The 15,099-nt window shown below is 66.6% G+C and carries 13 protein-coding genes; 5 read left to right on the top strand and 8 right to left on the bottom strand.

Features of this window, described 5'->3' with window-relative positions; all coding sequences use genetic code 11:
* Positions 1-83: 83 nt before the first annotated feature.
* Positions 84-1,019: an NAD-dependent epimerase/dehydratase family protein gene (locus tag MXF70_RS07140; RefSeq protein WP_375140844.1), complete on the bottom strand. Its 936-nt coding sequence runs from the start codon at positions 1,017-1,019 to the stop codon at positions 84-86.
* A 295-nt stretch (positions 1,020-1,314) separates the two neighbouring features.
* On the opposite strand from MXF70_RS07140, the gene MXF70_RS07135 reads away from it, so the two are divergent.
* The 3 genes from MXF70_RS07135 to MXF70_RS07125 all read left to right on the top strand — a co-directional run bounded on the left by MXF70_RS07135 (position 1,315) and on the right by MXF70_RS07125 (position 4,466).
* Entirely contained in the window at positions 1,315-1,596 is a 282-nt protein-coding gene (locus tag MXF70_RS07135) for an ArsR/SmtB family transcription factor (RefSeq protein ID WP_248518308.1), read from the top strand.
* 109 nt (positions 1,597-1,705) lie between these two features.
* The gene (locus MXF70_RS07130; RefSeq protein WP_248518307.1) at positions 1,706-2,014 is read left to right on the top strand and encodes a DUF8036 family membrane protein; all 309 of its coding nucleotides are present in this window, start codon (positions 1,706-1,708) and stop codon (positions 2,012-2,014) included.
* A 421-nt stretch (positions 2,015-2,435) separates the two neighbouring features.
* On the top strand, positions 2,436-4,466 hold the full coding sequence (locus MXF70_RS07125) for a DUF7282 domain-containing protein (RefSeq protein ID WP_375140843.1): 2,031 nt from the start codon (positions 2,436-2,438) through the stop codon (positions 4,464-4,466).
* A 203-nt stretch (positions 4,467-4,669) separates the two neighbouring features.
* Here MXF70_RS07125 and MXF70_RS07120 read toward each other — a convergent pair whose 3' ends face one another.
* Positions 4,670-6,118: a PAS domain S-box protein gene (locus MXF70_RS07120; protein WP_248518305.1), complete on the bottom strand. Its 1,449-nt coding sequence runs from the start codon at positions 6,116-6,118 to the stop codon at positions 4,670-4,672.
* A gap of 165 nt (positions 6,119-6,283) precedes the next feature.
* On the bottom strand, positions 6,284-7,300 hold the full coding sequence (locus tag MXF70_RS07115) for a PLP-dependent cysteine synthase family protein (protein ID WP_248518304.1): 1,017 nt from the start codon (positions 7,298-7,300) through the stop codon (positions 6,284-6,286).
* Between the two features lie 162 nt (positions 7,301-7,462).
* On the opposite strand from MXF70_RS07115, the gene MXF70_RS07110 reads away from it, so the two are divergent.
* Entirely contained in the window at positions 7,463-7,900 is a 438-nt protein-coding gene (locus tag MXF70_RS07110) for a universal stress protein (RefSeq protein ID WP_248518303.1), read from the top strand.
* A gap of 119 nt (positions 7,901-8,019) precedes the next feature.
* The gene (locus MXF70_RS07105; RefSeq protein ID WP_248518302.1) at positions 8,020-8,409 is read left to right on the top strand and encodes a TlpA family protein disulfide reductase; all 390 of its coding nucleotides are present in this window, start codon (positions 8,020-8,022) and stop codon (positions 8,407-8,409) included.
* A gap of 490 nt (positions 8,410-8,899) precedes the next feature.
* Here the strand turns inward: MXF70_RS07105 and MXF70_RS07100 are convergent, their stop codons facing one another.
* The 5 genes from MXF70_RS07100 to thsB form a co-directional block, all read right to left on the bottom strand.
* Positions 8,900-9,931 (bottom strand): phosphate uptake regulator PhoU, encoded by a 1,032-nt coding sequence (locus MXF70_RS07100; protein ID WP_248518301.1) that lies wholly within the window; start codon positions 9,929-9,931, stop codon positions 8,900-8,902.
* Between the two features lie 171 nt (positions 9,932-10,102).
* The gene (locus tag MXF70_RS07095; protein WP_248518300.1) at positions 10,103-11,440 is read right to left on the bottom strand and encodes an ATP-NAD kinase family protein; all 1,338 of its coding nucleotides are present in this window, start codon (positions 11,438-11,440) and stop codon (positions 10,103-10,105) included.
* A 232-nt stretch (positions 11,441-11,672) separates the two neighbouring features.
* Positions 11,673-12,551 (bottom strand): NAD-dependent epimerase/dehydratase family protein, encoded by an 879-nt coding sequence (locus MXF70_RS07090; protein WP_248518299.1) that lies wholly within the window; start codon positions 12,549-12,551, stop codon positions 11,673-11,675.
* Between the two features lie 93 nt (positions 12,552-12,644).
* A complete protein-coding gene (locus MXF70_RS07085; protein WP_248518298.1) occupies positions 12,645-13,094 on the bottom strand; it encodes a universal stress protein in 450 nt (149 codons plus the stop codon).
* A gap of 168 nt (positions 13,095-13,262) precedes the next feature.
* Positions 13,263-14,915, bottom strand: a complete 1,653-nt coding sequence (gene thsB, locus MXF70_RS07080; RefSeq protein ID WP_248518297.1) for a thermosome subunit beta — start codon at positions 14,913-14,915, stop codon at positions 13,263-13,265.
* Positions 14,916-15,099: the final 184 nt, after the last annotated feature.

Raw genomic sequence — 15,099 nt, 5'->3', positions numbered from 1 at the left:
CTGCTCGTGTCGTAGTTGAACCGACAGGAAGCACCGGGTTACGGAAGCGCAGCCAGGCCCTAGGGACGACCGCGACCGCTCCGCTACAGCTCCGCGAGCAGCTCCCGCGTCGCCTGCCGAATCGCCTCGTCGCTCGAGGCCGAGGGCTCCCACCCCAGCGCCGAGAGCTTCTCGATCGAGAGACACATCTTCGGAACGTCTCCCTTCCAGCCGCGTCGCCCGCCGGTGTAGCTATACTCCGGGTCGACGCCCAGCTCCTCGGCGACGATCGAGGCGATCCGGTCGACCGAGGTCGTCGTTCGCGTGCCGAGATTGAACGTGTTCACGGGGTCGTCCGAGCGGGCGATCGCGTGGGCCATCCCGTCGAGGCAGTCGTCGACGGTCAGGTAGGACTTCTCCTGGCGACCGTCGCCGAGGATTTCGAGCTCGCTCGGGTCCTCGCGCAGCTTCTCGATGAAATCGGGCACGACTGCGCCACGCAGTCGAGGCCCCACGACGTTCGCGAAGCGGAACGTCCAGACGTCGAGACTTCCCGCGTGCGCTCGCGAGGAGAGGAGCCCCTCGTCTGCGAGCTTGCCCGCGCCGTAGGCGCTGATGGGCTCCAGTGGGGCGAAGTCCTCGGGGGTGGGCCGCGGTGCCTCGCCGTAGACCGTCGAGGAGGAGGTGAAGACGAACCGCTCGACAGCGGCCGCCTCGGCGGCTTCGAGCACCTGCCGCGTCATCTGGGTGTTCGTCGCGTACTGCGCGAGCGGACTGTCGTTGTCCACGTACTTGTCGGCGGCGAGGTGGTAGACGTCCGCTCCGTCGGGGATGGCTTCGGTGAGTTCGTCGAGTGCGTCTGGATCCGCGAGATCGACCTCGACCAGCGTCGCGGCGTGGGGGATCCACTCACGACGGCCAGCGCGAAGGTCGTCGAGCACGGTGACGTCGGCGCCGTCGGCCAGCAGTCGCTCGGTGAGGTGCGAGCCGAGAAAGCCGGCGCCGCCGGTGACGACAGCGTCGCCAGCGGGGAAGGCGATTGCCTCGCCGCCGTCAGCGGCGGCTGCATCGCCACCGTTTGCGGCGGCTGCATCGCCGCCGTCGGGGAGGAGTGCGTCGGCGCTCTCGCCGGTCACGCTGCCGTCGACGGCAGGCTCACCAGCGCGAGCGTCGTCGGAATCGGACATGCGCGGAGCCTGGTGGACTCGCGGGAAAACGATTCCGGGTCGTGACGCGGAGACGCTGGGAGATCGGCCACCACCCTGGAGAGGAGTAGTGGACCGTAACACCGCCCATCGATGGTATTAGGTGCCAGCCCTCTGTGTACTGTGAACGATGGAGGCGGCGCTCTGGTACGTGTTGACCGGAACGCGGGGTGGCACCAATCGGGTGCGCCTGCTCCGCGCGCTGGACGAGCGTCCGCGGAACGCGAACCAGCTCGCCGACGACCTCGACCTCGACTACAAGACGGTACGACACCACCTCGACGTGCTCGAGGACAACGGCGTCGTACAGGACAGCGGGGACGATTACGGCGCGGTCTACCTCCCGACTGGCCGCGCTCGGGATCACTGGGACACGATCGAGACGATCATGGAGCAGGTGGACGAATCATGACTACACGCACGACGCACGGCCGGAGCCGCCGATGGACGGCGGTTCTGGGCCGCTTCTGGAACGAATTTGGGAAAGTGGTTATCCCTATCCACCGGAAAGGAGGGATAGAATGAGTGTCTGGTTCGACGTCGCGCGGATCTCCGCGGGCGTCAACGTCGTCCTACTCACCGCTCTGATTGCGATCTGGGGGCGGAACTACTACCAGCTACGCTCGAAGCACGCGCTGGGACTCATGGTCTTCGGGATCTTCCTGCTGCTGGAGAACGCGACCTCGCTCTACATGTACCTCTTCCACGGCGTGCTCGCGGACTGGTTCGCGAGCAGTGCTGTCGGGCCAACGGCCTGGAAGTGGATGATGGCGCTGCACGTCCTCGAAACGGCCGGCATCGCCTTCCTCCTCTGGGTCACCTGGGATTAGGATCGTCGTGCGGTTCCGATCACCGTCTCACGCTCGTCCACCGTCTCACGCTCGTCCACCGTCTCACGCTCGTCCACCGTCCCACGCTCGTCCACACTCCCTCACTTCGTCCGCGTTTTCATCAGGCTCGTTCCGTTCAGCTTCTCTCGACCGGTCCAGAGTGACTCCGTCGTTCGCAGACCGACCCGGTACCGCATCGCTAGCTGCGGACGACTCGTAGTCAGCTCTCGAGAGGGATCCGGTGCGGTTGCAATCCGACGACACACAGGCATGCAAACCGTTCGCAAAGAGGCGGCAAATCCCACAGACGTTGGCGAGTTTGGGGACGAAATTGGGTGAGACTGCGGGCCCAGTTCGGCATATTCCCTTTAGGGAGGTCACTGTCGTCGTGAGTATGCCACGAAGGCTACCGGCACTGGCAATGGTCGTGGTACTCGTGATGGCCGCCATCGCGGGTGCCGCGTCCGTCAGCGCGAGTACGACGACGACGACCAGCGCGGCACAGGACGAGATGGCCTCGACGAGCGTCTCCATCTCGAACCAGACCTCCGGCGGAACGACGATCACAGTCGACGAAGTCACCCTCGCAGAGGGTGGGTTCGTCACGATCCACGACGGCTCGCTAACCGAGGGCAACACCTTCGGGAGCGTCGTCGGAACGAGCGGCTATCTCGCCGCGGGCACGCACGAGAACGTGACGGTCACGCTCGAATCGCCACAGGATTCGGGCACCTACCACGCCATGGCGCACATGGACTCGAACGGTGACCGCGCGTACTCCTTCGTCGCGAGTAACGGCGAGGTCGACGGTCCCTACACGATGGACGGAAACATCGTGATGGACGCCGCGACGATCACCGCGACCGCGACGGTGTCCGCGAGCGACCAGCCGACGACCGGCGACTCCGTGATCGTCGACCGCGTCGAACTCGCCGAGGGCGGGTTCGTCACGGTCCACGACGCGACGCTCGCCGACGGCGCGGTGTTCGACAGCATCCGAGGGACCAGCGAGTACCTCGAAGCGGGCGTTCACGAGAACGTTCGCGTCCAGCTCGACGACCCGCTGAACGAGTCCCAGCAGGTCTTCCACATGGCCCACACGGACTCCGACGACGACCAGACCTACACCTTCCCCGAGAGCGACGGGGAGGCTGACGGTCCCTACACCGACGCCGGCGGCAATATCGTGATGGCGCCCGCCCAGGCCACCCTGGCCGACACGGCCGCCACCACGTTCGAGGCCCAGACGACGGGCGGCAACCACGTCATAGTCGACTCCGTCTACCTGCCCGAGGGCGGGTTCGTGACGATGCACGACTCCTCGCTCGGTGACGGTGCGGTCTTCGACAGCATCCGCGGTACCAGCGAGTACCTCGAGCCGGGTCTTCACCGGGACGTGACGGTCATGCTGAACGACTCCCTCACCGCGAACGACTCGCTGTTCGCGATGGCGCACCAGGACACCGACGACGACCAGACCTACACCTTCCCCGAGAGCGAGGGCGAGAACGACGGTCCCTACACCGACGACGGTGACATCGTGATGGACAGCGGCATGGTGTCCGTCTCGGCGTCCGTCGACTTCGTCCACCAGTCCAGTGACGGCACGACCGTCACGGTCGAGCGCGTCGACCTCTCGGAGGGTGGCTTCGTCACGATCCACGACGAGACGCTGACGAACGGCTCGGTCTTCGGCAGCGTTGCCGGCACGAGCGAGTACCTCGATGCCGGCGTCCACACGGACGTGACGATCATGCTCGACGAGCCCGTCGACGAGTCACACACGTTCTACGCGATGGCCCACCAGGACACCGACGGTGACGAGTCCTACACCTTCCTCGAGAGCGAGGGCGAGAACGACGGACCGTACACCAGCGGGGGCGACATCGTCATGACGGCCGCGATGGTCGACATCCCGGCCCACATCGCGATTAGCGAGCAGACCGCCGAGAACGGCGAGACGATCACGGTCGACTCCGTCACGCTCCAGAACGGCGGCTTCGTCACGGTGCACGACGCGACGCTCGCAGACGGTGCAGTGTTCGACAGCGTCCGCGGCACGAGCGAGTACCTCGGCCCCGGCACGCACGAGAACGTGGAGATCACGCTCGACGCGCCGCTGGAATCGAGTGGCGACGTGTTCGCGATGGCCCACTACGACTCCGACGGCGACGAGACGTACACCTTCGTCGAGAGCGAGGGTGCCGCCGACGGTCCCTACACCGCAGCGGGCGGCCCGCTGATGGCGAGCGCCGGGATCGACGTCCCCACCGACGACGGTGGCGACAGTAGCGGCGACGACTCCAGCGACGACTCGAGCGACGAAGCGAGCATGGACGGCGACATGAACGACTCCAGCGGGGACTCTGACGACGGCTCCCCCGGCTTCGGTATCGCTGTCGCACTGGTCGCGCTGCTGGGCGCCGCACTGCTCGCACGCCGGCGAAACTAACGGAATCGAGCGATAGCAGAACGGAAGATAGCGGTACCGAACCGCTATTCTGCGACCGACGACCCACGCTTCGGCCCGACGCCGGATGCCGAATCCGGCATCCGATATTCGACTGCTTTTCTTTCGGCGCCATCCCTCCGATCAGTCACTCGACCGAGACCCAGACGTGGTACTCGGCGATCACAGCGTCTCAGAAACTACTGCTACTGCGACTCGCCAGACGCCACCGGCAGCTCGACGACGAAGACGCTCCCCTCCGGGTCGTTGTCGGTCACTCGCGCGTCGCCGCCGTACTGGTCGACGATCGTGCCCACGAGGTGGAGGCCGAGACCGGTACCGGAGCTCTCGAGGCCTTTCGCGCCCTTCCCGAAGATCTGGTCCCGACGGTCCGGCGGAATCCCGGGGCCGTCGTCGGCAACTCTCACCGCTGCGACGTGCGCCTCGCGGTCGACTGCGACGGTCACGGTGGGATCGTCGTCGTTGTGGACGATCGCGTTTTTGAGTAGGTTGTCGAGCACCGACCCGAGCAGCTCGTCCGCGAGGACGGTGGTCGCGGGAATCGGTCGGTCGATCTCGATCTCGGCGTGGTGATATCGCGACCGGATCGCGTCGACCCGGCTCTCGACGATTCGTCTGAGGTCGAGTGGCTCGGTGGCGTCCTCGCTACGGAGCATCGCTTGAGTGAGATCGCGGGCAGTCTTCGTCCGGTCGATCGCGCCGATGGCCGCCCGATCGAGGTCGTCGAGATGCTCGCGGCCGGCGTCGTCGACGTGGTCCTCGAGCAGCTCCGCCCGACCCCTGACCATCTGCATGTCGTTGCGGATGTCGTGGCGCACCACTTCGTTGAGTAGCTCGAGGTGGTCTCGCTGGGACTCGAGCTCCCGCTCGTAGGCCTTGAGGTCCGACACGTCCCGCGCGTAGCCGAGGACGGCCCGCTCGTCGCTCCCGGGAGGGTAGAAGGGGATCTTTCGGGTCTGGAGGACGTGGACCTCGCCGTCGGCGTCGGTAAGCTCCTCCTCGGAGACGAACTTCGACTCGCCGGATTCGATGACGTCGAGGTCGTCCGCTCGGAACTGTTCGGCCTGTTCCTCCGAGGCGAGCAGCTCCTGATCGGTGTTGCCCTCGACGTCGTCGACGGTGACGCCGTAGAGATCGGCGACAGTCTCGTTGGCGAGGATATACTCGCCGTCGGCGTTCTTGGCGAAGATCAGGTCGGGGACGAGGTCGATGACCTGCCGCAGCCGCTCGCGCGCCTGTTCGATCTCGCGTTCGCGACGTTTTCGGTCGGTGATGTCGCGGACGTAGCCGCCGACGTGACGGATGGTGCCGTCCTCGTCGGGGATCGGATCGCCGCGGGCCCAGACCCACCGCTGGTAGTCCTCGGCCTCGTTGACCCGGTACTCGATGTCGACGGATTCGCCGGCAGTAATTCGTTCCATGGCGTCGCGGACGGCGTCGCGATCCGCGGGATGGATCCCCTCGAAGAAGTCCGTCGAATCTGCCTCGACGCTCTCTACCGACCTGCCCCAGATCTCCTCGTAGGCGTCGTTGACGAAGAGCAGCTCCTCCCAGTCGGCAGTGAACAGGAAGATGACGTCGGGCGTGCTCTCGGCCAGCTGCCGGAACAGTCGTTTGAACTCCTGGGGCCCCATTGCCGTATCCTACCCACGTAGAGGTTCGATAGTAATAGAGTTGATGCCCGTTCAGCGGCAGTAATCGGGGTCTCTACCCCGAGACAGGACAGTTTTTAAAGCACCGATCGAGCCGTCACTGCAGAGGCGGCGCTCGTCGACCCACTCGACGTTACAGCGAAGATGCTACTCGAAGACGCCCGACGAGAGGTATCGCTCTCCGCTGTCGGGGAAGAGGGTGACCACGAGCGGGCAGTCGTCGTAGTCGCTCCCGGACACCGATCCGGCAGAGTCGGATCCCGCAGAATCCGACCGTGCGGACCCGGAGTCCGCACCCCCGTCTGCGATCCGAGCACCCGACGGCGGGCAGTCCAGCGCCGGCTCCGCGATCCGCTCGGCGATCTGCTGGGCCGCGAGGCTCGCAGCGCCGGAGGATTGCCCGGCGAGAATGCCCTCCTCGCGAGCGAGACGGCGGCACTCCGCCTCGGCGTCGTCGAGCGAGACGGCGATCACGTCGTCGAGGAGGTCACGATCGAGATTTTCGCTAACGAACCCCGGACCCATCCCCTGGAAGGCGTCTTCGCCGGCCACGCCGGTCGAGAGCACCGCGTTCTCGGCGGGTTCGACCGCGACGATGTCGACGTCGGGGAACGCCTCACGGAGCCGGCGGCCGACGCCGGTGATCGTCCCGCCGGTGCCGACGCCAGCGACGAACGCGTCGATCTCGCGGTCGTCGACGGAGTCGAGAATTTCGGGGCCCGTTGTCTCGTAGTGGGCTTTGGGGTTGGCAGGATTGCGGAACTGCTCGAGGAGAATCGCGCCCTCGGCGGCGATCTCCTCGGCTCGCTCGCGAGCGGCAGAGATGTCGCCCTCGACCAGTTCGACGTCGGCACCGTAGGCCCGCATGAGCTGGCGGCGCTCCTTCGACTTCGAGGACGGCATCACGATCGAGAGCTCGTAGCCACGCGCGGCCGCGACGAGCGCGAGCCCGATGCCCGTGTTGCCGCTCGTGGGCTCGACGAGCCGATCGCCCGGTTCGAGATCGCCGGCACGCTCCGCGGCCCGGATCATCTCGAGCGCCGGGCGGTCCTTCGCGGAGCCACCGGGGTTCGCGGCCTCGAGCTTCGCCGCGACCGTCGCTCCCGCTGGCGCGTCGATCTGGACGAGCGGCGAGCCCAGCGTCTCCAGGACGCTCCGGTACATGGCCCGAGGTAACGGGGACGGGCCTTTACGGGTATCGACAGTGGCAGCGCTCGCTGGGGTCGCGGAGCCCCGGCCCACTGGCGTCGATGCTGGGAGCTGGTCTTCGGACGACCCGTGCATTCGTGCCCATCACCTATGGGCCCCGGGCGTCAATAGCCGAGTATGTACGAACGAATCCTCCTTCCGACGGACGGTAGCGAAAGCGCCGACGCCGCCCTGGATCACGCCCTCGACCTCGCACGGCAGTACGACGCCGAACTGCTGGTACTCCACGTCGTCTCCGCAGCGTACGCGGAGGCCGGCCCGGGCCATGCCAACGCCATCGGTGCCCTCGAGGAGTACGGCGAGGAAACCTTCGACGAGATCGCCGAGCGCGCGGAAGCTGCAGGGGTCCGGATGACCAGCGAACAGCGCCACGGCGAGCCCCACCAGGTGATCACCGAGTACGCAACCGAGGCCGGTGCTGACCTCGTCGTGATGGGCACGCACGGCCGGACGGGCCTCCAGCGCTACCTGCTGGGGAGCGTCACCGAGCGGGTCGTCCGAACCAGCGACGTGCCCGTCCTGACGGTGCGCTACGAGGGCGAGGACGAGGAGTAGTCGTCGTCAGGAGCCAGTCGATCCCAAGCAGGATCCGCCATCCACGCAGTCCGCTCCAGAGACCGGCAGGTACGACCAGTTGAGACAGCGTTAAGCGACGCAGTCGCCAACGACCGGTAATGAGTCTCGAGACGATGCAGCCCACCCCAACCTGGAGCGCCGACGCGCACGAGGAGACCGTCGACACACTCTCCGCGATCGCCGACGAGATCACGGTGAAAGTCTGGGGCGGCGACTGGTGCAAGGACTGCCGCGCCGCGCTCCCGGATTTCGCCGCCGCGCTGGAGGCCGCAGAGGTCCCCGAGGACGCGATCGAGCACTACTCCGTCGAGAAGGACGACGACGGGAGCAAGATCGGACCGAAGGTCGAGGAGTACGGCATCGAGTACATCCCGACGATCGTGATCGAGCGCGAGGGAGAGGAGCTCGTTCGTTTCGTCGAAGAGGAAGACGTGCCCGCAGCAATCTGGCTCGCCGACCGGCTTCGGGAGTCCGAGCAGCTCGCCTGAACTGCGAACCCGCGTCGGTCCAGTTGCTTTTCTCCGGAACGCTCCACTCGGTCAGAGAGTTCACGGTCGCAATTCCGGCCCAGCGCTCTGGCGCGCGCTCGCTTCGGCCGCGAGCCCCGCACGGGCGAGCGGCCAAGCGAGCTAGCGCGCGAGGGCCGAGCAGCGTAGCGGTGAGCAAAGCGAACCCGAGCAGCGCAGAAGGTTGGGGAGGAATGAGGTGCGGACACGCATCCGCGAGCGACGGTAGGAGCGAGCGCTTCGCCGAAGGACGCAAGCGTCCTTCGAGCTGCTCGAAAATCGGAGATTTTCGGCATGACGAGGCGGCTCTGCCGCCTCGAACCACCTCGTTCGCTCACGAAACTCGCTCACGAGAACCCCCGAGCCGAGCGGAGCGAGGCTCGGCCTTTTTTGGTCCAGATTTTTTGGCGGAGGGTTCCCGCAGGTCGATCTCCGATCGGCCGAGGAAACCCTCCGCGAAAAAAGGTGGGCTTCAGTTGATCGTCGTGTGATCGCTCTCCTCGTTGAGCGCGAGGTTCGCGGCGATCTCGGCATTCCGCATCGCGTACTCCGCGGTCTGTGCGAGACTCACGAGCACCTCACGCACCTGCAGGAGGTCCTCGTTGTCCATCTCCGGGAGGTCGTCGAGGATCTCGCCTTCGCGATCGCGAAGCTCGTGGAACCGTTCGCGGACTTCGATCGTCATGTCGTAGTCACGCTCGACGGCTGCCTGGACGGCCAGCTCGGTGATCTCGTCGACCTGATCGGTGAACTCGCGGATGCGGCGCATCTCCGAGTCCTCGAGCTGGAGGGTGTTGTCGTCGGCCTCGAGCACGATCTCGGCGATGTCCTCGGCGTTGTCGGCGGTGAGCTCGAGGTTCTTCGCGATCGAGCGGTAGCCGATGAGCGGGAAGCCGGTGTCGAGATCGACCGCTCGGGCGAGGTTGGGATTCTGGTAAGCGGTGAAGATCAGGCGCAACAGTAGGACGAAGATCTTGTTCGCCTGTCGTTCGCGGTTGAGCGCACGCTCGGCGAGATCGGGGTTGCCACGCGCGAGGGCCTTGACCGCCTCGCCGCGCATCGTCGAGCCCGTCGATTCGAGCCGCTCGAGGAGATTGTCGAGCGTGAAGTCCTCCGGATCGACGGAGCAGCGAATCGCGATCGACTCCGGCGTCTCCTCGATGACGCCGAGACCCATCAGCTGGGTCTCGGCCTGATAGACCGCGTTGATGGTCTCACTGTCGAGCGCGCCCTCAGTCTGCTCGACGCGGATGACCCGTCGTCCGAGCACGTACTGGGCGACGATCGCTCGCTCGACGGCGTCGGCCCCGAGATCGTCGGCGTGGATGATCGCTTCGGACTCCTCGCCGCTGGCGGATTCGGGCAGCACCGTCAGCGTTCCTTTGCCGCTGGTTCGCAACGACACCTCGTCGCCCTTCTCGACGTTGTGCTCTCCGGCCCACTCCGCCGGCAGGGTCATCGCGAGGGTCGATGGCCCCAGTCGTTGAACTTTCCTGGTTTCCATGTGAACAGGGTACGTGCAAGGAGACCTTAATCTTGACTATACGTATGATGTTGATTTTCGTGGTATTAATACAGCACAGTTCGATCCGGCCTCGGTGCCGAACGACGTCGTTGAGGCCGCTACGGGGCCAAATCTGGACAGAAACGCGCAAGTAATGACAGTCCCGAAAAATCACTCGACGGGCAGCAGTCGATGCTCGACGCGGCCGACGCGGACCTTGCGCCAGCCCCGAAGGTCCTCGTCGAGCTCCGCGTCGTCCGTGTCGACGCGCAACACGCCGACGCCGTCGAGCTTCCGGCGCGAGCCGACGACCGCCAGCTCCGCGGCGCGGATCACCTCCGGGGCGATCTGCTGGTTCCCCCGCCCGAAGAGGAACCCCTGACCGCCGATCGGCGAGACGACTACGACCACGTCCGTTTCGTCGCCAGGAGTGGGGGTAGGATCGGATCCGACGTCGTCGGAATCGCTCTCGGTCGGGCTGTCGAACGGGCCGTCGATCGGGTCGCCGAACGATCTGTCGTACGAGCCGTCGATCGTCGCCGCTCTGATCTCGCTGGCGCTGCCGTCTCGAACGAGAAGTTCGCCCTGCGGCGGTTTATCAGTGGACGGCGGGCGCTCGAAGGAGTCCGGCGCTCGCCAGACGTCGACGCCGAGGGGCGATCCGTCGATGTCCAGTGCGTCCTCGATCGCCCCAATGGTGCTTCCGGGGCCGAACACGTAGGCCGTCCCGGGCCGGAGATCCGCAAGGACCCCCTCGACGAGACCCTCGACGCTACCGCCGCCGAGCTGTTTGCTCGCCTGGACGCCATCCGCCACTGGCACCGGCCGCACCGCGCGGAGTTCGGTCTCGACGGCACCCTCGCGGTAGGCGTCCTCGTCGATGTCGTTGATCTCCCGGTCCTCGACGCGTTCGAACGTGGCGGCGATCCGACCGGCCTCCCGCGGCGTCACCGCGAAGACGGAGGAGTAGACCTTGACGCCGGCCGGGACGCCGAGCATCGGGATTTCGGTGGTCTCCGTCGCTTCGGCTGCGTCGGCGGGTGCCGTCGTCTCGTCGGCGTCGGCGGGTGCCGTCGTCTCATCGGCGTCGGCGGGTGCTGCTGCGTCGCCGGCGTCGTCGAGTGCCACCGCGACGTCGACGGCCGTTCCGTCACCGCCGACGAACAACACGAGGTCCACGCCGCGATCGGCGAAGGCGCTCACGATCGCCCGCGTGTCCGCAGCAGTGGTCGTCGCGGGTGCTCGCGTGCGCTCGGGATCGACGTCGCCGACGATCTCCGGTTCGAAGCCGGCCGCGGTGGCTGCCTCGGCGCCCATCCGTCCCGGCCCAGCGAGAACGGTCGCATCGGGAAGTCGCTCCGCGAAGGCCGCCATCGCCTCGGCGGCTCGATCCGGCGCTCGGGGCGTTGCGCCGCGGTCGCGGGCTGCCTCGACCTTCCCGTCGGTCCCCTTGAGACCGACGCGTCCGCCCATGCCAGCGACGGGGTTGACGACGAGGCCGAGGCGCATGGGCGTCGTTGGCAGTCACGCCACAAAGCACGTCCGGACCTCGCCCATCCGGAATCCTTAGGCCACGCCCGGCAGAAGCAGGGTGCATGAATCCGACGCTCCCGCTCGCAGCCGACCTGCCGACGACCGAGACGGCACTCGTCGTGCTCGGCCTCTCGATCGTCGTCACAGTCCTCTGGCTGCTCGCGTTCTACCGGTAGAACCGGGCGACAGCGCCGCGTTCGCCAGCCCGTCAGCGTCGCCAGCTCCAGGCGGGCTCCCAGTCCAGCAGCGCCTCGGCTTTCGCCGTCGTCACGAACGCATCGCTCCCGGTGAGCGACTGGCGAAGTTCGACGTCGTCGAAGAATGCCTCGACGAGTCGCTCGCTGTCGGTACGAACGCAGGTGTCGCCGGCGACCGCCCAGAACCGCTCGTGGCCGCCGAGGTCGGCCTCGATCGCCCGGCGCGCGATCGACGCCGCGTCGTCGAGATGGAGGTAGCTGAAGAGGACGTCCCGCGTCGTGCTCGAGCGCTCGCCACGCATCTCGTCGGGATCGCTCGGCCATGCCTCGAACGCCTCGCGCAGCGTCTCGCCGTCGGCGACCCACGGGTAGCGCAGCGACGCGATTGTCGGGCCGTCAGGACGCCGCGCCACGCCGTCGGCCGTGACCTCCATCGCGTGCTTGGCGACGGCGTAGGGATCCCGCGGCGTGAGCGGATGATCCTCGTCGACGGGTAGATACTCGACCTCGATCGGTGCGTCCTGAAACGCCGCCCCCATGGCGTTGATACTCGAGGGCAAGACGACTCTGTCGATGCCGAGAGCGTCCGCAGCCTCGAGGACGTGGTAGGCCGTCTGGACGTTGCTCCGGTAGGTCTCGTGACCGGGATGTCGGCTCGGGCTCGGGATCGTCCCCATGTGAACCACGGCGTCGGCGTCGGTCTGTGCGAGCGAGGCGTAGACCGCACCAGCGTCGAGGAGATCCACCGACTGGTAGCGATCGGAGATGTCCTCGCGGCGGCCCCCACGGGCGAGGTTGACGGTTTCGAAGTCGTGATCGGAGAGCTCGGCGAGGATCGCCTCGCCAATGGTTCCGTTCCCACCGGTGACGGCGACCCGTTCGACTACCATGCCCGAAACTCGGTCAGGCTGGGGTTATAGCTGGTGGGCACCGCAGCGGATTGCCGGCTCTGGGCGGAGGTTCTCCGCGAGCGGGCAGCGATCTCAGTCCTCGCGCACGACCGTCACCGGCACCGGCGAACGCTCGATCAGGCCGCGAGCGACGCTCCCCAGCATCTGCCGGTGCCGGTCGCTGACGGTTCGGTGGCCAACGACGACGCCGTCGACGTTCTCTCGGTCAGCAACGAACTCCGCGATCGCCTCGACCGGATCGCCGTACAGCAACGCCTCCTCGACCGTGACCGACACTGCCTCCCGGGCCTCGGACAGAACCGTCTCGCCGCGATCCTCGGCGTCCTCGATCGCCTCGATCACGAGGGACTGCTCGCCCTCGGAGCGGCTCGAGATCGGCCCCTCGCCGGGGCGCTGATAGACCCCTGGATCGACCGCGTGGACGACGGTCAGCGAACCGCCCGTCGCCGTCACGAGATCGGCAGCGTGGGCGAGCGCTCGGTCGCTCTGTTCGGAGCCGTCGACGCAGACGACGAACTGCATGTGAACAGCTAGCACTCGAACGGAGAAGACGGTTCTGGAGGTATCGGGAGCGCAGAAACGGAATGAGATCCGCAAACGATCGCAGCGGTCGGGTGAGTTTCCTGCGGTGCGGTCAAGCGGCCGCGAGCGCAGTACGGGTCGGCGACGAAAGTCGGTCGTTGACCGATTTCACATCGCGCCGCCCATGCCACCCATACCGCCCATGCCGCCCATGCCGCCGGGGCCACCCTCCTCTTCTTCGCCTTCCGTCGAGAGGTCGCCGGCAGAGATGATGTCGTCGATCTTCAGCACGAGGTTCGCGGACTCGGTCGCAGCGGAGACGGCCTGCTGCTTGGCGTGAGCCGGCTCCGCGACGCCTGCGTCGAACGTGTCGACGACGTCGCCGGAGAAGACGTTCAGGCCGGCACGGACGTCGCCGTCGTCGTGTGCTGCGCGGAGGTCGACCAGCGTGTCGATCGGGTCGAGCCCGGAGTTCTCCGCGAGTACGCGCGGAACGAGTTCGAGACTGTCGGCGAACGCCTCCACGGCGAGTTGCTCACGGCCGGAGACGCTGTCGGCGTAATCTCGGAGTCGGCGTGCAACCTCGACCTCGGTCGCACCGCCGCCCGCGAGGACGCGGCCGTCGGAGACCGTCTGGGCGACGACCTCGAGGGCGTCGGAGACGCCGCGCTCGAGCTCGTCGACGACGTGGTCGGTGGAGCCACGCAGGAGGAGCGTGACGCCGTGGGAGTCGCCGGAGCCCGTGACGTGGAACGCCTCGTCTTGCTCGTCTCGGACGACGTCGCCGTGGCCGAGCGAGTCGGCGGTGGCGTCGTCGAGGTCGGAGACGATGGACGCGCCGAGCACTTCACGCAGGAACTCCATGTCGGACTTCTTGACGCGGCGGACCGCGAGGATGCCCTGCTTCGCGAGGTAGTGCTGAGCGAGGTCGTCGATGCCCTTCTGACAGAGCAGGACGTCCGCACCGGTGTCGGCGATCTGATCGACCATCTCCTTGAGCTGCTCCTCCTCGCGGTCGAGGAACTGCTGGAGCTTGTCGGGGTCGGAGACGTTGACGGAGGTGTCGACGTCGGTCTCCTCGACCTCCAGCGCGGAGTCGAGCAGAAGAACGTCGGCGTCCTCGGCAGCCGTCGGCATGTTGTCGTGGACGGGGTCCTTGTCGACGATTGCGCCCTCGAGAAGCGCTGACTCGTTGGCAGCGGCGCCGGTCTGGGTCTCGGTCTTGAGGAACTCGAGGTCGACGACGTTCTCGCCGTCGTCGGCTTCGATCGTGACGGCCTGGACGGCGCGGACGATGAGGTCCGCGAGATGCTCCTTGTTGAGCTCTGCGCCCTTGCCGGTCATCGACGTCTCGGCGACCTTGCGCAGGAGGTCCTCGTCGTCGGGGTCGACCTCCTGTGCGACGTCGTCGATCTCCTCGCGTGCCTGCTCGCTCGCGAGGTGGAATCCTTTGATGATCGCGGTCGGGTGGATGTCCTGCTCGAGGAGATCCTCGGCGGACTGGAGCAGTTCACCCGCGATCGCGACGGCCGTCGTCGTGCCGTCGCCGGCCTCGTCCTCCTGGGTCTCTGCGACCTCGACGATCATCTCGGCCGTCGGGTTGTCGATGTCCATCTCCTGCAGGATGGTGACGCCGTCGTTGGTGACGGTGACGTCGCCCATCGAGGAGACGAGCATCTTGTCCATTCCTTTCGGACCGAGTGTGGAACGGACGGCCTCCGCGACGCCCTGGGCTGCGGAGATGTTGTAGTTCTGCGCGTCCTCGTCCTTGACGCGCTGGGAATCTTCCGACATGACGATCATCGGCTGTCCCTGTTGCATACGCTGACTCATAGACGGTCGAAAGTGAGGTAGTGCTTCTATATAAATGTGACTATCAGAAGCGTCTCGAGTTGGTGGCGGCCACCAGCGATGAACCGACGTAAATCGCCTGCAGAGAGCCCGTTCGGAAACCGTATACGGGTCTGTTGATCACTCACACGATCGGAGCGAACGACCGCGGCAA

The organism is Salinarchaeum laminariae (genome assembly GCF_023204835.1).
Taxonomy (GTDB): Archaea; Halobacteriota; Halobacteria; order Halobacteriales; family Salinarchaeaceae; genus Salinarchaeum; species Salinarchaeum laminariae.
This window is presented reverse-complemented; position numbering and strand designations above follow the sequence as displayed.